Origin of the sequence: Methanocella sp. MCL-LM (assembly GCF_049676595.1) — an archaeon.
Classification (GTDB): Archaea; Halobacteriota; Methanocellia; order Methanocellales; family Methanocellaceae; genus Methanocella_A.
On sequence record NZ_CP187259.1, the window covers coordinates 803,808 to 819,340 of the forward strand.

Consider the following 15,533-nt stretch of genomic DNA (forward strand, 5'->3'; position numbering starts at 1 on the left):
ATATATATTATATTATATAACTATTAGTGAGGCTAAGATAGCCGAAATATCAGGAGCAGAGGCATCATATGGCAGATGTTCTGATTATCTACGATACGATTTCAGGTACTACAAAAAAGGCGGCCGAATTTGTCCTTGAGGGGGTGAAGAGCACCGGCGCCGAGGGGGAGATGACAACTGTGACGGATGTGTCGGTGGCCGAAATGCAGGCAGCCGGGAGCATTGTTATGGGCTCGCCGTGCATCAACGATAACATCTCCGGGCGGATGAGAGAGTTCGTGGCTGGCAAGCTGAAGGATGCCAGGCTGGGCTCTAAACCGGGAGCTGCCTTCGGCACTCACAAGTGGAACAGCGGCAACCTGCACCGCCTGGAAACTGAGATGCGGTACGAGGGCATCAGGCTGGTCACCCCGGGAGTAAATGCCAGGCACATGATATCTTCAGAGGACGAGCGAGCCTTGAAGTACCTGGGCGAGGCCGTAGGTCGCGAGGCTCAAAAGGCTAAAACCCGGTAGCCGGCTCTTCAGAAGATCTTGATGATGAACTTGCAGTGGTGGTGCCCGGTACCATAGCACTCGATCTCCTCGATCGAGCACTGCACCTTGAGCTTCTCTTCGATGATGGCCTCGAGGATGCCCTCGTCCATGGAGCACTGGGTCATGCCGATGTTCGGGATGGAGCTGCAGTCGAAGCAGTCGTCGACTACAATCGTCGGCACGTCGCCTGCCACGATGCTCACTTTACCCAGCCCCTGGTCTTCCCAGAACTTTGATACCTCGGCGAGCAGTTCAGGTGCAGTCTTCGATTTGAACCGGGGGGCCAGCATCCTGCCTACATCTCTGCCGATCTTTTTCATGACCGGGCTGGTGTCGACGCCATAAGACTCCATGCCGCTGCGCACCAGGTGGAACAGCGCCTTTAAAAAGGCGTACTGATCGCCCACGGCAGCTGGCACAGTCTGCAGAATCGTATTGTAGTGCATGCTGACCGGGGTGCGGGAACTGGCCAGCAGATCAGTATTTATGCCGAAATATTTTTTCCGCCTGTCGTTCGCGTCTACTCTCTTGTAGATCATGCCCATGTCTAACAGGTCGTTCAGGTGGACCGACATGGTCGACTTAGCTTTGTCGCAAACTTCGATAAGTTCCTCGAAGGTCAGCTCCTTCTCCTGGAGCTTCTGGAGGATCTTGTTTTTGATAGGGCTCTCAATGGCGATCATGCCCTTTTTTGTAGAGTAGATTTCTACTTTTTCCCGTTGCACGATCAATACACAATACCTCCTGGTATAAATAGGTTCATATTTTTCGAACAGTTCGTAAAAATCGAACCGGCATTATCTCTTTACTGTCGACGCACCAGTAGGTATTTATATTTGGTACGTATACATACGAACTAAGAATTGTATTCGTATCATTACGAACTCAAACGGTAAATGGAGGAACTGAAAGAATGTCGGCAACAAACATGTTTTGCTATCAGTGCGAGCAGACGGCAAAGGGCGAAGGCTGTACCATCTCCGGCGTGTGCGGTAAGAAGCCGGAAACGGCGGCGCTTCAGGACTTGCTGGTCTACTCTCTCATCGGGCTATCCGAAGTCGCGGTCGAAGGCCGCCTGTATGGCGTAGTCGGCCACGAGTACGATGCGTTCACCGTGAAGGCGCTCTTCACCACGCTGACCAACGTCAACTTCGACGATGCCAACCTCGCGGAGTACGTCAACCGCGCAGTAGTGCTGAGGGAACAGCTGAAGTACCGGCTCAAGGCAGCCGGCAGCAAGGCCGAGTTCACCGACGCGCCGGCCACCTTCAAGCCGGCAGCTGACCTGAACGGCTTGATCGAGCAGGGCAGGAATGTCGGGCTGAAGTCCGACGTGTTCGCCGCAGACGAGAACATCCGGTCGCTGCAGCACATCACCCTGTTCGGTATCAAGGGTGTCGCCGCCTACGCAGACCACGCCATGATCCTGGGCCAGGAAGACAAGAAAGTCTTCGAGTACATCTACGACGGCCTCACAGCCATGCGGAACCGGAAGCTCGGCCTGAACGACTGGGTCGGCCTCGCGTTAAAGTGCGGCGAGATCAACATCCGGGCGATGGAGCTGCTGGACGCCGGCAACACCGGCACCTACGGCCACCCGACCATCACCAAAGTGCCTCTCGGAGCGAAGAAAGGCAAGGCAATCCTGATCTCCGGCCACGACCTCAAGGACCTGGAGATGCTCCTGAAACAGACCGAGGGCAAGGGCATCAACATCTATACGCATGGCGAGATGCTGCCGGCACACGCTTACCCTGAGCTGAAAAAGTACTCCCACTTCTACGGCCACTACGGTACCGCCTGGCAGAACCAGATCACCGAGTTCGCGGCCTTCCCCGGCCCGATCGTCATGACTACGAACTGCATCCAGAAGCCAAGAGACTCCTACCTTGGCAGCATCTACACGATGGGCTCGGTAGCCTGGCCTGGCGCTGTCCACATCAAGAACGACAACTACGATCAGGTCATCAAGAAGGCGCTGGAGATGCCCGGCTTCACCGAGGACAAGCCCGGCAAGGAAGTCCTCGTGGGCTTCGGCCGGAACACCGTGCTCAGCGTGGCACCTGCGGTCATCGACGCCGTTAAAAATAAACAGCTCAGGCACTTCTTCCTGGTGGCAGGCTGCGACGGCGCCAAGCCGGGCCGCAACTACTACACGGAGTTCGTGGAGAAAGTCCCCCAGGACTGCGTAGTCCTGACTCTCGCCTGCGGCAAGTTCAGGTTCTTCGACAAGGACCTGGGCGCGATCGGCGGCATCCCCAGGCTGCTGGACGTCGGCCAGTGCAACGACGCCTACTCGGCCGTCAAGATCGCCATGGCGCTCGCCGACGCGTTCAAGGTCGGGGTCAACGACCTGCCGCTGTCCATGATCATCTCGTGGTACGAGCAGAAGGCCGCAGCCATCCTGCTATCGCTGCTGTACCTGGGCATCAAGGACATCAGGCTCGGCCCCAGCCTGCCGGCGTTCATCACCCCGGCGGTGCTCGATGTGCTGGTCAAGAACTTCAACATCATGCCGATAAGCACGCCGGAGCAGGATCTCAAGGCAATCTTAGGCTAAGAATATCTGCCGGGGTGTCCACAGAATACGGCCTTCCTCGGCTTCTTTTTTCCTCCAGAACGGAGACATCGCTTTCCTCAGAGATCTGATCGAGGCCGGTCATCGACAGGCGCAATCCGCCGGAGCAGTTCGTCCAGGCCCACCGCTATGTCGAGCAAGGGCATAAGAAGGGTAACGTCGTCATAACAACCGGGCACGAAAATTGTAAGGTGGTAACATGGAACAGAAAGGCAGTAACCCCACGAGTCAGCCGCCGATAAAAGCGCTGCTGATCGTGTACTCGTATCACCACATGAACACCGAGAAAGTGGCGAACGTCTTCGCGAGCGTTCTCGGAGCGCAGGTAAAGATGCCGCAGCGTACGGATCTGGAAGAACTTCAGGACTACGACCTTATCGGCTTCGGCTCAGGGATAGACAGTGGAAAGCACTATAAAGAGCTGATAGGCTTCACCGATCATCTCCCCCCGGCAGCAGGCAAGAAAGCTTTCATCTTTTCCACGAGCGCCATCCTGGGCGCGGACAAGGTGGCCAAAGACCACGCGACGCTCAGGGAAAAATTGCAGGCGAAGGGGTATGTGATCGTCGACGAGTTTGCCTGCAAAGGGTTCAACACCAACAGCTTCCTCAAGTACATAGGGGGGATGAACCGGGGTAGGCCCAACGCGGAAGACCTCCGGCAGGCGGAAGAGTTCGCCCTCGGCCTGAGGCGGAAGATGAAGGAAGAAGGCAGATGACGGCCGAGGCACAGCATATTCCTTTTACCTGAGGTCTTCCGGCTTCGCAGGAGGCGGCACCAGCGCCTGGTATACCTGTAGTGATCTGACCTGAGACCTCGTGTAAGCCCGGAGCGCCCTTGAGTACTCGAAGAGGCTCTCGTTGCCCAGTGCTTTTCCGGCAGTGCCCATGCTCTGCTCGCCCTTCTGCAGCTCCTCCCTGGCCATGTCTAGCAATGCCTTCAGAGGAGCATATGCAGCGTCCTCTTGTCCCAGCTTTGCGAACTCCGTGTCCGCCCGGCCGAGGTATTCCACCGCCTTATCCCTGCCCGATCTGGCCGTCTCTGCCGGTCCGGCTGCCAGGGTGATCTCCCAGAAGGCGTTGGTCTCGCCGTAGATCGGGTTGAAGCTTCCCAGCCGGGAGCTGGTAGGCGCCAGCCCTCTCTTCGCGGAGCCAAGGCAGACTGCGTACCTGCCGGTCGGGCCGTTCTCGGGCTGCATCACGCAGAGCAGGCCGTTCATCGCGTTGCCCGTGGAGACCTGGCCCCACTCGCCGGTCTTCAGGTACCTCGCTGCGATCTCTTCCCACTTTCCCTCCGGTATGGTGCCGCCGTTCCGGTACATCATTTTCATGTACTCGAAGTCCATGCGGCCGAGGCCTTTGCTCATCGTGTCGTAGAAGTACCTGTTCCGGTTGCAGCTGCCGTTGTAGACCAGGCTCATGATGCCGGGCAGCTTCTGTTCGACGCTTCCCCACTTGTTCATCGGCACGAACCTCTTCGTGCGCCAGCCTCCGTGCTCGTCCCACTCCCAGTCGTTCCTGTTGTACTGCATCCAGCCGGCTTTTATTGCCTCCGGGTGGATGGCGCTGTTGTTGGCGTAGAGGAAATCCGTCTCCCCCATTACCCCGGCTTCCCTGATCAGGACCGGGTCCTGCCTGCTCTCCAGCACGTAGCCGTAGGTGCTGTCTGCGTAGAAGCCCCCGGCGGTGCCGCTGTCGATGCCGATGTCGCCCACCGGGTAAGTCAGCTCCATATCCCTCGCTTCCCGGGCGTTGTTCGCGAACCTCAGCGTATGGAGTATAGAAACGCTCCTCCGCAGCCCGTAGCCCCAGTGCTCTTTGGGCTCGATCATCCGGGGTACTCCACCGTGGTGGACGTAAGCCAGGCCTTTGCTGTTCATGCCCGGGTGCCCGAACATGTAGACCGCCCCGAGGAGCGGCACGTCTCCGACCGCGGAGAAAGGCGAGAAGACGTAGCTGTTGCCGGTGTCCGGGTACGCGACGATGGTGACCGAATACGTCGGGTCGTAGTCGCCGGAGGACCCGGTGACCAACCTGCTATCTTTAGTAGCCCTGCCCCATGCGGCCGAGCCCGAGCAGGCGAGAGGCGGGAGCTCCATCAGGTCTTTGCCCTGGCCCATGTAGTTCGTTTCGGGGGGCTTGTGGCCGGTCCAGATCTCCAGCACGTCGTCGTAGCTCATCGGCACGCCCGCGGCGGTCGCTCCCGCTGCCCAGCCCCTGCACATCTCCAGGATCTCCGGGGCGTACTGCCTGATCTGTTTTTCCCATTCCCCGATGTGCCCCAGTTCTTCTTCAGTGAACTTCCGGCCGGCCTTTCTCTCGAAGATCCACCGGCCGAAGATCTGGATGACCTGGGTGGCGTACTGGTAGCCCATGTCGTAGTCGGAGCCCCGCAGGATGACCACTGGGTTGATCTCCGGGACCAGCGGGATTTCGTCCGCGAAGAGAATCTCCGTTCCCGCCGATGAGAGGGCTGGCTTCTCGTACTTGATCGCTTCAGAAGAGCCGGACTGCAGCACCTCCAGGAGCTTTAAGCCGGTTTCACGGCTCGTCTCGAAGGCCTGGAAAGACCTGTTCCAGTCTTCCCCGGAGCCGGTCGAGTCCGCCCTCTTAGCGTAGTACTTCGCCATGGTCAGCTGGATCATGGCGAAGTTGAACTCTTCCACCCGCCGGGCGTAGACAGGGTCTTTATAGCTCAGCTTTCCGAGCTCCATGTTTACCCTGACCAGGAGCACGGTCATCTTCTCCAGCTTCATCAAGGCGTCGAACGATTTTTTATTTCTGGCAAAGAAGGCCAGCATTTTCAGGACATTATTCCACCTGGAAAACCGGGACACCTTCTTCTCCTCAGATTTTACTTCAGCCACTGGCATATCTTCTCAATCCTCTAATGACATATCACACGAACGGCGGTTTTTCGGCACCACAGCCTTCACGCCTCGATCTAACCTGGCCCTGTAAAGATTTATGCCCATGTGAGAGGCGGCGGATACAGATAAGCCACAAGGCGGCCTAAAATGTTCAGTTTTTCCGCCGCGGGGTTGAAAAAGCGGACATCTTTTCCTGCACAGTAAACATTAGTCCGGTGTATTCCGACTCGTGAATTGAAACCGACAACGTATATATTATCTGAGTAAGATATGTAGGTGTTACCATGGGTCAGGAAGGTATCGCGATGAACGGTGCAGCAATAGGGGTGCGTGATCTCTTTGGATGAGGTAGATGTCAGGCTCCTCAAAGCACTGGCCGCCAACTCGAGAGTACCCTACAGGGAGCTTGCCGACAGCCTGGAGCTGTCAGTGAACTCGATTCACAAGAGGGTGCAGGCGCTGGTCGACGAGGGGATCATCGCGAAGTTCGTCGCCTATCCCTCCACTAAGGCTCTGCCGTGGGTCATGATCGGCATCGGCGGCACCACCGAGGCAGCGGATCCCGGAGAGGCTGCCGCCCGGATCGGCAGCCACCCCTGTACACAGAGGGTTGGAATAGCCAGCAGTAACCATCTGCTGGTAGTCGGGCTGCTAAAGGGCATTCCCGATATGAACCGGTACATAAGCTTCGTGATCGCCGAGGGGAAGATCGCCAGCCCGAAAGTCAGCCTGATCCACCAGCACGAGCCGCGGGAGCTGGCCAGCGAAGCGCTGACCTCGACTGACTACCGGATACTGGCCGCTATCCAGGACAACAGCCGGAAACAGATCGCCGAAGTGGCGGAAGAGCTCGAGATCACGGCGAAGACAGTGCGCCGCAGGCTAGACCGGATGGAAAGCGAGGGGCTCATCCACTACAGCATCAACGTGAACCTCGACTCCAGCGGCTACGTCTACACCTCCTACCTGCTGAAGATGAAAACCGGCGCCGACCCCGAGGCGCTCCTCAAAACCATGAAGGCGGAGTTCCCCGACTCTATGATCGCAATCTGGAAATACGATACGTCTCCCGGCGAGGTCAACTTCAACCTGATCGCCCGAACCATGAAAGAGACCAACCTGTTCCGGGACAGGCTCCAGCAACAGGGCGTCTGTGAAAAAATCACGCCCCTCACCGTGTACCGGCTGCTGTACTTCGATACCTGGCGAGAGGCGCTTATCAGGGAGAAGGCGTCGGCGTCGCAGAAAAAGTGACGCGCCCGGCCTTCCAGTCAGGCCGAGGCCCGCCAGTCGTCAGGGATCGATTTCTCATCCTCCAGGAGGCTCCGGAAAAGGCGGCATGGAGAGGCACAACCTCTGCCGTGCCTCCCTTCCCCGCAAATCAGCGGCCCGGGTACGTCTCGGGCAGCACAGTCTCGTTCATGACTCTGGTGAATTCCTCGAAGCCTTCCATGGCTGCGCCGTGGCCGGCGTTGTGGATGGTGATGATCCGCTTCTGCGGCGCATCCAGCTGGTTGTACCACTCGGTGGCCAGGTCCCGGCGCTGGGGGAGCTCGTACTCTGCATCTAGGATGTAGACGGGCACGTAGAGCCGGTTTGCATCCTTCCTCAGGTCGATCTCCTGCAGCTGGGGGTACATGATGCTGTATACGTCCATCAGGCCGCGCACCGTGCCCACTTTCTCGACCAGGGTGTACTCCCCTGCCAGGTTGTTCAGCGGTCCGATCCCCGACGCCTGCTTCAGCTCGGTATACTTCGCGGGCGGAGTATACGGCGTGCCAAGCTTATCGTAGTAGGTGGCGACGATCGCCCCTGCGTAGGGGTCCTTGTACGGTGGCTCACCGTAAGCCTTCATTGTGGCGGAGAGCTGTTCGTCTCCGGTCCGGTTCGCGTAGTCCAGCAGATCATAATAGAGCCTGCGGTCCGTTTCCCTGATGCTGACCATCTGGCCGCTGCCGATGTACGCGTTGTACAGGTCAGGCCGCTGCTGGACCGCCTTCACCCCGAGCACCGTCCCATAAGACTCGCCCATCAGGTAGATCTTGTCCTCGCGGAACCGCTCCCGCAGGTAGTTCGTCAGCTCGATGGTGTCCGATACTGCCTGCTCGAACGTCAGGGTCGAAGCCGGGTCGAGCGAAGAGTACGACTTGCCGGTACCCCGCTGGTCCCAGCAGACGACTACGAAGTCCTTCTCCAGGTCACCGTAGAGCACCCTGGGCATCGCCAGGTCGCTCTGGCCCGGGCCGCCGGCCAGATACAGAAGCACAGGCTTACTGGTATCCTGGCCCCTGATCGATATGGCCTGGTCGTGGCCGCCGAGCTTCACCGTGGTCAGCTCCGCGATGGAGCCGGGCACCGGCTTGCCGTCGGCGCCGAGAATGGCGGGCGTCGTTGCCGGGAGGACGATCACCACTGCGAGCGCGATCAGCAGGACCGAGACCAGGGCCGTCGGTGCCCACCGGGCGATGGTCACCAGCGCACCGGCTTTGCCGTTCTCCTGGCCGGAGAGTCGCCTGGCGGCATACGCTCCGAGGCTGGCGCCCAGGATCATCGGTACAAGTACGAGCAGCGCATGGAAGCCCCTGCCGAGAATCAAGGCCATGATCGCGTACATGTTGTCCACTCTGACCCCGTCCACAGTCATGCCGGGGACTCCGAGCCAGGCGATCTCGACCACAATCCAGTACGCGACCGGGGCCAGGAGCATCGCCCACCTGGACCTCATGGCCAGGCCGGCGATCAGGCCGGCGACAAGGCCGCCGAACATGGCGAACAGCGCCCCTGCGTTAGTGGCCGGGCCCCGGGGCATCGCCAGGGCGACGAGTATGCCAAACAGTACTGCAACAAATACGGCAATGGCGATGCCAATCCGGCGGTCGCGCCAGATCGCAGCGAGCTGGTGTGGCGAGTTAGTCTTCGAATTAGTGGGAGTCATTAGTTTTGCCTCTGAGGAGCCAATATCATTTGAACTGATATATGCCCATGTTATAGGGCATGGATAAAGATAAATCAATTTCCAGCCCCAAATGTTCGCTTTTTCAGAGGGCCGGTTAAAGAATGAGACAGCGCATGTTTAAACTCAGGGGAAAAAAGACCTGCCGAGGCTCATTTTTACCCGCATATGTCAAGCCCGGTGATCGTCTGATGTCCGCTTTTTTAACCGGCCCTCTGTAAAAGCGTACATTTGGGGTGCTGGTTTGATTTTTCTTTATTTCCAGCATCTAACATGAGGCTAAATCTCATTGATTCCTCACCAGTCTTTGAGGCCCGGCTGAAGATTGAGCTTGCTGGCCTGATCTGGATGAAGATATTCCGAATGTGAGTGAACCCTATGAGACAGACTGACCCTAAAACAGCAAGTCTACCAAAAGCTGAATCCCCGGACGGCGATGATGCAGAATTTTACCGGACGATCTACCAGTCCCCGCACTACCGGATAGGGCACGGGACGAGGATTGCCGCCGACAACACGCTGTCGTCTTTCGTCGAGGTTGCGGTTACACTTCTCCACGATCGCCCCAGGATCAATGTATCGCTCCTGAAAAAGGACCTGAGGATCATCGAAACGCTACAGGCCCGCGGCTATACCCTGAACTGCCATGACGACGCTTGCGTTTCCGCAGAGCTCTACGTGCCACCTCAAACCATCCAGGCTGAGTGCCTGGGGATTAAAAAAATGATCGAGGGCATCATGGCCGGACACTCCTGAGCAGGTTAACCCGACGACGGCCGGGTTAAGCCTGATGGTTTCCCGGAATGCCCTCTACAACTTACTTTTTACCCGGGTATGTCCGGGGCACGATCGACTCGTTCATGATCAGGGAGAGGTTATACTCTTCCTCGAACCCTACCGAGTGGCCGGCGTTCTCGAACGTGATCATTTCTTTGTGCGGCGCTTCCAGCTGGTTGTACCACTCTACCGAGAGGTTCCTGCGGGATGGGAGCTCGTGCTCTGCATCCAGTATGTACACTGGCACCTCAAGCCTGGGAACGTCCTGCCGGTAGTCGATCTCCTGAAGCTGCGGGTACATGAGGGAGAACACGTCAAACAGGCCTCTGATCACGTTCACCCTCTCCACGAAGCTGTACTCGCTGGCCAGGACACCGTAGGGCCCGACTCCGGACGCCTGTCCTTTCTGCATGTAGTCAGCGGGGGGCGTGTAGGGTCCGGCGAGCGCGTCGTAGTAGCTCATGACCGTCATGTACGCGTAGACATCCTGGTAAGGCGGCTGGCCATAGGCACGCATGGTGGCACCGAGCTGCTCGTTACCTGTCCGGTTTGCGTAGTCCTGCATGTCCTGCCACAAGCGGCGATCTGTTTCCTTTGGGCTGACCATCTGGCCGCTGCCTATGTACGCGTAGTATAGATCAGGCCGCTGCTTGACTGCCTGCACGCCCAGGAGGGAGCCGTATGACTCGCCCATCAAGTAGATCTTCTCTTCCCCGAACCGTTCACGCAGGTAGTTCGTCAGCTCTATAGTGTCGGAGATGGACCGGTTGAAGGTGAACTCCGATGCAGGGTCGAGTGCCGAATACGACTTGCCGTTACCGCGCTGATCCCAGGACACAACCACGAAGTCTTTCTCGAGATCAGTATAGAGCACCCTGGCATAAGCCATGTCGCTCTGGCCCGGGCCGCCGCTGAGATACAGGAGCACCGGGTTGTCGGTGTTATGCCCGCGGATCAGTACTGCCTGGTCGTCGCCGTTAAGCTTGACGGTAGCCAGCTCGGCGATACTGCCGGGCAGCGGCTTCCCGTCTGTGCCCGGAATCTGGGGCGTGCTTGCGGGCAGGATGATCATGACAGCCAGCACGACGAGGATGAGGGCAACGATCGCTGTCGGGGTCCACCGGGCGATTGTCTGAAGCTTGCTCTCCGCCCGGGCCGTCCGGCCGGACAGCCGCCTGGCAAACTCAGCTCCGAGGCTGGCGCCGAGGATCATCGGCAGCAAAACAATCAGGGCGTAGAAGCCTCTGCCGAAGACGAGCGCGAGGACGCCGTACATGTTGTCCAGCCTGATTCCGTCCACTGTCACTCCAGGGACGCCGAGCCAGGTGATTTCCATTGTTATCATGTGAGCGACCGGGGCCAGCAGCATCGCCCACCTGGATCTGGTCGCAAAGCCTGCGATCAGGCCGACGGCCAGCCCGCCGAACATGCCGAACAACGCCAGCGCCGCAGTGGTAGGCCCCCGGGGCATCGCCACGGCCGCGATAAGGCCGAACAACACCGCCGCTCCTAATGCGACTCCCCAGCCGATTCTGCCGTCCTTCCAGACGGCCTTGAGGAAGTGTGGCGGCTTATAACTGTGAGAAGTGTCGATCGGATTGTTACCGGTTTTTCTTTTTGTCATGAGATAGTCTCCACTACCTTAAGATGTCCACAGGATACATATGATTCTTCTCTAACCGGGTACCAGCCTGTGAAATAATCTCTGTCCTGCAAAGCCAAAGGTGTTTATACCCTGAGTATCATTGAGACGATGATCAAACATGCCTGTTGAAAAACAACCTGGTAGGCCATTTTCGCTATGGATCTACCTCTTAATCGTGTTCGCCCTGTCCTGGCCGATCCAGGTCGCCTTTGTCGTATGGGGCCAGACTGAGCTGCTGAGCTACTCTTTGAGTTCCCTCGCCATGATCATGGTGACGGTGGGTACCTATATCGCCGGCCGGTACGTCTTCAAGGACAGCTTTGCAGATGCCGGGTGGAGCCTGGGAAAGCCCGTGCATTATGTGCTGGTCATCGGCCTCGGCGTCCTGCTGTGGGTAGTGCCTACGCTGGCCGGCCTGCTCATGGGATCGTACAGCTGGCCCGCAGGCTTGCTGGTGTCCCAGGTGGTCCTCGTCTTTCTGGTCAAGTTTATCGGCGTGCTCATCCCCGCCTTCGGCGAGGAGTTCGGGTGGCGCGGCTACCTGCTGCCGAGGCTGGCGCAGCTCCACACCCCCAGGAAAGCCTTGTTGATCCAGTCCGTGATCTGGTGGGCCTGGCACCTCCCCACTGTAGTGGGAATTGGCTTTATGGTGGCAGGAACTGGTGCCGGAGCCGGCGCAGGCGTAGCCGTGACCGTGCTGGCGGTCGTACTCATCACCATAGTCCCGAGCGTCATGCACGCGGTCATTTTCTCCTATATCTGGGCTAAGAGCAAAAGCCTGGGCGTCGCGACCGTCTACCACGCCATCTACGACTCGTTGCGGGAAGCCATGGAGCGCACCACCGGGTTCGCGCCGATCACAGACCTGTGGACTAACGTGGTCATCACGATCATTGGCCTGATCCTGCTGGTGAAAGCTGACTGGAAGACTCTGCTGTCCGGGAAGAGCCGGTAACGGGTGCATGTATAGCCGGCCTGCCGGGGCTGTCCTGCGGGGATTTCGGCAGCCCGGCAATTTCTCTTTTTCTCTATCAGAGCCTCGGCGTCATCATCGGGTCCAACGTCGGCATCACGATCACGACCCAGCTGGTAGGCTTCAAGCTCACGGTATTCGCGCCGGTATTCATCCTGATCGGCTTCCTGCTGAGCATCGCAGGCAGGAACTACAAGTTTCTCGGCAAGCCTGTCTTCTACTTCGGGCTGGTCTTCTTCAGCCTGACGCTGATCTCCACGGCCATCGAGCCACTGAAATCCGACCCGGGCCTCGTGGCCCTGCTCTCCACCTTCACCAACCCGCTGATAGCGCTCGCTGCCTGCGATCACTCCCGATGCCGCAGAGCAGATGAAACAAAACGACGCGGCCTTGCGGGAGCAGATCAACGCCAGCTATGGTAACCACATGCGCCGGCTGTACACCCAGAAAGCCTACGCAGGTGCAATGCTCGTGGAGCTGCTCTCCGTCATAGAGGCGTCCAACGCCAGGGTACGGGAGATTCGAAAGCTGATCGAGACAAACGGCACCATGCCCGGCCACATCGACCACGGCCGCATAGTTCCCGTCGCGGCGGTCATTATGCCAGAAAGGGTTAACAGGCAGCAGGATAAATAATTACCACACGTAACGGTGATACAATGACAGACAAGAAAGTCACACTGACGATCGACGGCATGCACTGCGGCCACTGCGCCGCCGCCGTCACAGACAGCCTGAAGAAAGTAAAGGGAGTGAAGGATGCAGAGACAGTCTATACGACCGGCAAGTCCAAAGTCCTGATAGATCCTGAAGTGGCGAAGGTGGACGATCTGGTAAAGGCTGTCAAAGATGCCGGCTATACCGTGAAGAGCGTCAAAGAGTGATAGCATGATAACTAAGGGTGAAGAGATGGAGCAGAGGGGAGTCGAGCAGGTCGCCGCTCTCATGTGTACGGCCGCGAGAACCGCCCCTAAAGGAAGGGGCATCGACAACCTGACCACGCTGGTGGTCACGGGCAGCGATCTCCAGAAGCTGTCCGCCGAAATGCGCAAGATCAGCGAAGAATGCGGAGCGCCGTTCTTCGCCAGGGACGCTGCCAACGTAGACGCATCCCAGGCAGTCGTGCTGCTGGGCCAGAAACTCGTCCCGTTCAACCTGCCGATGTGCGGGTATTGTGGATTTAAAGACTGCAAGGAAACCGTGGCAGTGAACGCAGCCTGCGCCATCAGCGCCGGGGACCTCGGCATCGCCACCCTCTCGGCAGCGGCCGTTGCCGCCCAGCACCACGTCGACAACCGGATCATGTTCACCATCGGCCGGGCAGCCCTGAACCTGGGCCTGTTCGACGACGACAAGATCACCATGGCCTATGGGATTCCGCTGAGCGTGTCGGGCAAGAGCCCGTTCTTCGACCGCAAGCCGGTATAACTCTCCTATCACTTTTTTACTATCGCGATACTCTGATGTAGCGAATCGCTACCGAAATACGCCGATGTGTGGCCAATCTTTTTATACGTTTACCCGAATTTATTTGTAGGAACTGGCATGGCTGACAACACGTGCGATTTTTGCGGGAAGCATGAGATGTTACCGTTTTCCTGCAAGTACTGCGGAGGGGTTTATTGCGCCAGCCACCGTCTGCCGGAGTACCACAACTGTGCCGGGCTTCAGGCAATGAAGGCGAACCGCTGGGTGCCACCTGTACAGCATCCGCAACAGCGCCGGGCGGCAGGACAGCCTAAGAAGGGTAAGTCTCGCCTGCCGAAGATCAGGCTGCCCGCGCAGGGCTACTATGCCTATATCCTGATCGGGCTCACCGTGCTGGTCTACATCATCCAGATGATCCTCCCGTTCTCTTTCACGCACAACTACCTGGCGTTCAGCCTGAGCTCGCTCTTCTCCGCTCCCTGGACCATCGTCACCCAGGTCTTCGCCCACGACAAGTTTTCGATCTTCCACCTGTTCTTCAACATGCTCGCCCTGTTCTTCTTCGGGCCGTTGCTGGAGCGACAGATCGGCAGCGGCAGGTTCCTCGGCCTCTACCTGGGCACCGGCATCCTCGCCGGGCTTGCGCAGGTGCTCATCTTCCCGGGAACGCCCGTCCTCGGGGCCAGCGGCGCCATCATGGGCATAATGGGGACGCTGGTTGTCCTCATGCCCAACCTGAGAATCTGGCTCTTCTTCATCCCGATGAAGCTGATGTACGCAGTCGCTCTGTTTGCGCTGTACGACCTCATCCTGCTCCCCAGCGGCGACATGGTCGCCCACGCCGCCCACCTGGTCGGATTGCTCGCCGGCGTCCTCGTCGGGTTCCTGCTGAAGAAGAACAAAGGCACAGTACAGGCCTTCTGGCACGTTTAGACTGTTAACTTGAATAATGCACAAAGTGCTGCTTGTTTCTGGTTGCCAATGTGGCATGAGGTAGCAATACGAACGCTGCGCTGTGCCAGGATCACAGATTACGACAGATTGCACGGATTTCACAGATAACTACTGGATAATATCAAGCCGTATCTGTGCAATCTGTGTCATCTGTAATAATCTGTGATCCTGGCACAGCGCAGCGTTCGTCATCGTTCCCGATACGCATAAGCAACACTTCTTGCGGGCACCTTTTTAAAAATGTACCCTGAAACCTGATCAGGTATTACTATGCTTGATCGGTTACCTGTGCTGGATATCGAAGGGCCTCCGCTGGCCAGCCCGCGGGACTGGCAGGTGCAGGTGGGCGGCCTGGTCGAGGCTCCGGCGAGGTTGTGTATCGGAGATATTAAGGCGATGGAGCCGGCCGAGGAGACTGTCCCGATCATCTGCGTGGAGGGCTGGGACATGTGGGTCCGGTGGAAGGGGGTCCGGATGGCCGATATCATCCGGCGGTGCAGGCCTAAGCCCGAGGCGAAGTACCTCACGTTCTACTCTTATAGCGAATACACCGATTCCCTGCCCCTCGAGGATGCCATGGATGAGCGAACCCTGCTCGCCTACGGGCTGGACGGAGCAGACCTGCCTCCTGAGCATGGGGGGCCGGTGCGGCTGGTGGTGCCTTTCAAGCTCGCCTACAAGTCGGTCAAATGGGTCACCCGGATAACCTTCACCGATAAGGAGGAGAAGGGGTACTGGGAGATACGATCGGGCTATCCGGCAGAGGCCGGGGTGCCGGAAGAGAAGAAGATGCAGTACGGGCTATAGCAGGCAGGGTTCC

General features: G+C 58.2%; 16 protein-coding genes and 1 pseudogene. 13 read left to right on the forward strand and 4 right to left on the reverse strand.

What is annotated here, in order from left to right; translation table 11 throughout:
* Window positions 1–68: 68 nt before the first annotated feature.
* On the forward strand, window positions 69–515 hold the full coding sequence (locus ACPLPM_RS04045; RefSeq protein WP_424358964.1) for a flavodoxin domain-containing protein: 447 nt from the start codon (window positions 69–71) through the stop codon (window positions 513–515).
* 8 nt (window positions 516–523) lie between these two features.
* On the opposite strand, the gene ACPLPM_RS04050 is transcribed toward ACPLPM_RS04045, so the two are convergent.
* Window positions 524–1,261: a V4R domain-containing protein gene (locus tag ACPLPM_RS04050; RefSeq protein ID WP_424358965.1), complete on the reverse strand. Its 738-nt coding sequence runs from the start codon at window positions 1,259–1,261 to the stop codon at window positions 524–526.
* A gap of 203 nt (window positions 1,262–1,464) precedes the next feature.
* Between ACPLPM_RS04050 and hcp the strand changes: the two genes are divergently transcribed.
* The 3 genes from hcp to ACPLPM_RS04065 all read left to right on the forward strand — a co-directional run bounded on the left by hcp (window position 1,465) and on the right by ACPLPM_RS04065 (window position 3,832).
* Window positions 1,465–3,096, forward strand: a complete 1,632-nt coding sequence (hcp, locus tag ACPLPM_RS04055) for a hydroxylamine reductase (RefSeq protein ID WP_424360029.1) — start codon at window positions 1,465–1,467, stop codon at window positions 3,094–3,096.
* A 101-nt stretch (window positions 3,097–3,197) separates the two neighbouring features.
* The gene (locus ACPLPM_RS04060; RefSeq protein WP_424360030.1) at window positions 3,198–3,356 is read left to right on the forward strand and encodes a hypothetical protein; all 159 of its coding nucleotides are present in this window, start codon (window positions 3,198–3,200) and stop codon (window positions 3,354–3,356) included.
* Complete coding sequence (locus ACPLPM_RS04065; protein WP_424358966.1) at window positions 3,314–3,832, forward strand: flavodoxin family protein; 519 nt, start codon at window positions 3,314–3,316, stop codon at window positions 3,830–3,832. The genes ACPLPM_RS04060 and ACPLPM_RS04065 overlap by 43 nt, the downstream gene beginning before the upstream one ends.
* Before the next feature lie 24 nt (window positions 3,833–3,856).
* Here ACPLPM_RS04065 and ACPLPM_RS04070 read toward each other — a convergent pair whose 3' ends face one another.
* On the reverse strand, window positions 3,857–5,980 hold the full coding sequence (locus ACPLPM_RS04070; protein ID WP_424358967.1) for a hypothetical protein: 2,124 nt from the start codon (window positions 5,978–5,980) through the stop codon (window positions 3,857–3,859).
* A 342-nt stretch (window positions 5,981–6,322) separates the two neighbouring features.
* Between ACPLPM_RS04070 and ACPLPM_RS04075 the strand changes: the two genes are divergently transcribed.
* On the forward strand, window positions 6,323–7,237 hold the full coding sequence (locus ACPLPM_RS04075; RefSeq protein ID WP_424358968.1) for an Lrp/AsnC family transcriptional regulator: 915 nt from the start codon (window positions 6,323–6,325) through the stop codon (window positions 7,235–7,237).
* Window positions 7,238–7,364: 127 nt separating this feature from the next.
* Here the strand turns inward: ACPLPM_RS04075 and ACPLPM_RS04080 are convergent, their stop codons facing one another.
* A complete protein-coding gene (locus ACPLPM_RS04080; protein WP_424358969.1) occupies window positions 7,365–8,918 on the reverse strand; it encodes an alpha/beta fold hydrolase in 1,554 nt (517 codons plus the stop codon).
* 396 nt (window positions 8,919–9,314) lie between these two features.
* On the opposite strand from ACPLPM_RS04080, the gene ACPLPM_RS04085 reads away from it, so the two are divergent.
* A complete protein-coding gene (locus ACPLPM_RS04085; protein ID WP_424358970.1) occupies window positions 9,315–9,692 on the forward strand; it encodes a hypothetical protein in 378 nt (125 codons plus the stop codon).
* Window positions 9,693–9,753: 61 nt separating this feature from the next.
* On the opposite strand, the gene ACPLPM_RS04090 is transcribed toward ACPLPM_RS04085, so the two are convergent.
* Complete coding sequence (locus ACPLPM_RS04090) at window positions 9,754–11,337, reverse strand: alpha/beta fold hydrolase (protein ID WP_424358971.1); 1,584 nt, start codon at window positions 11,335–11,337, stop codon at window positions 9,754–9,756.
* Window positions 11,338–11,476: 139 nt separating this feature from the next.
* On the opposite strand from ACPLPM_RS04090, the gene ACPLPM_RS04095 reads away from it, so the two are divergent.
* From ACPLPM_RS04095 to ACPLPM_RS04125, 7 genes and pseudogenes are all read left to right on the forward strand, one after another.
* Window positions 11,477–12,313: a lysostaphin resistance A-like protein gene (locus tag ACPLPM_RS04095; protein ID WP_424358972.1), complete on the forward strand. Its 837-nt coding sequence runs from the start codon at window positions 11,477–11,479 to the stop codon at window positions 12,311–12,313.
* A gap of 131 nt (window positions 12,314–12,444) precedes the next feature.
* A pseudogene (locus tag ACPLPM_RS04100) lies at window positions 12,445–12,528 on the forward strand (hypothetical protein); the annotation flags it as partial.
* Between the two features lie 172 nt (window positions 12,529–12,700).
* Window positions 12,701–12,967, forward strand: coding sequence for a hypothetical protein (locus ACPLPM_RS04105; protein WP_424358973.1), 267 nt, complete (start codon window positions 12,701–12,703; stop codon window positions 12,965–12,967).
* A 23-nt stretch (window positions 12,968–12,990) separates the two neighbouring features.
* Window positions 12,991–13,215 carry a heavy-metal-associated domain-containing protein gene (locus tag ACPLPM_RS04110; RefSeq protein ID WP_424358974.1) on the forward strand — a complete coding sequence of 75 codons (225 nt, stop codon included), beginning with the start codon at window positions 12,991–12,993 and terminating at the stop codon, window positions 13,213–13,215.
* Between the two features lie 4 nt (window positions 13,216–13,219).
* Window positions 13,220–13,759 (forward strand): ferredoxin domain-containing protein, encoded by a 540-nt coding sequence (locus ACPLPM_RS04115; RefSeq protein WP_424358975.1) that lies wholly within the window; start codon window positions 13,220–13,222, stop codon window positions 13,757–13,759.
* Between the two features lie 117 nt (window positions 13,760–13,876).
* The gene (locus ACPLPM_RS04120) at window positions 13,877–14,692 is read left to right on the forward strand and encodes a rhomboid family intramembrane serine protease (RefSeq protein WP_424358976.1); all 816 of its coding nucleotides are present in this window, start codon (window positions 13,877–13,879) and stop codon (window positions 14,690–14,692) included.
* Between the two features lie 291 nt (window positions 14,693–14,983).
* The gene (locus ACPLPM_RS04125) at window positions 14,984–15,520 is read left to right on the forward strand and encodes a molybdopterin-dependent oxidoreductase (RefSeq protein WP_424358977.1); all 537 of its coding nucleotides are present in this window, start codon (window positions 14,984–14,986) and stop codon (window positions 15,518–15,520) included.
* Window positions 15,521–15,533 lie beyond the last annotated feature (13 nt).

Bases quoted from the DNA above. Each gene is read 5' to 3' on its own strand.
- ACPLPM_RS04045 (WP_424358964.1), top strand. From the start codon at position 69: ATGGCAGATGTTCTGATTATCTACGATACGATTTCAGGTACTACAAAA.
- hcp (WP_424360029.1), top strand. From the start codon at position 1,465: ATGTTTTGCTATCAGTGCGAGCAGACGGCAAAGGGCGAAGGCTGTACC.
- ACPLPM_RS04065 (WP_424358966.1), top strand. From the start codon at position 3,314: ATGGAACAGAAAGGCAGTAACCCCACGAGTCAGCCGCCGATAAAAGCG.
- ACPLPM_RS04080 (WP_424358969.1), bottom strand. From the start codon at position 8,918: ATGACTCCCACTAATTCGAAGACTAACTCGCCACACCAGCTCGCTGCG.
- ACPLPM_RS04085 (WP_424358970.1), top strand. From the start codon at position 9,315: ATGAGACAGACTGACCCTAAAACAGCAAGTCTACCAAAAGCTGAATCC.
- ACPLPM_RS04090 (WP_424358971.1), bottom strand. From the start codon at position 11,337: ATGACAAAAAGAAAAACCGGTAACAATCCGATCGACACTTCTCACAGT.
- ACPLPM_RS04095 (WP_424358972.1), top strand. From the start codon at position 11,477: ATGCCTGTTGAAAAACAACCTGGTAGGCCATTTTCGCTATGGATCTAC.
- ACPLPM_RS04105 (WP_424358973.1), top strand. From the start codon at position 12,701: ATGAAACAAAACGACGCGGCCTTGCGGGAGCAGATCAACGCCAGCTAT.
- ACPLPM_RS04110 (WP_424358974.1), top strand. From the start codon at position 12,991: ATGACAGACAAGAAAGTCACACTGACGATCGACGGCATGCACTGCGGC.
- ACPLPM_RS04115 (WP_424358975.1), top strand. From the start codon at position 13,220: ATGATAACTAAGGGTGAAGAGATGGAGCAGAGGGGAGTCGAGCAGGTC.
- ACPLPM_RS04120 (WP_424358976.1), top strand. From the start codon at position 13,877: ATGGCTGACAACACGTGCGATTTTTGCGGGAAGCATGAGATGTTACCG.
- ACPLPM_RS04125 (WP_424358977.1), top strand. From the start codon at position 14,984: ATGCTTGATCGGTTACCTGTGCTGGATATCGAAGGGCCTCCGCTGGCC.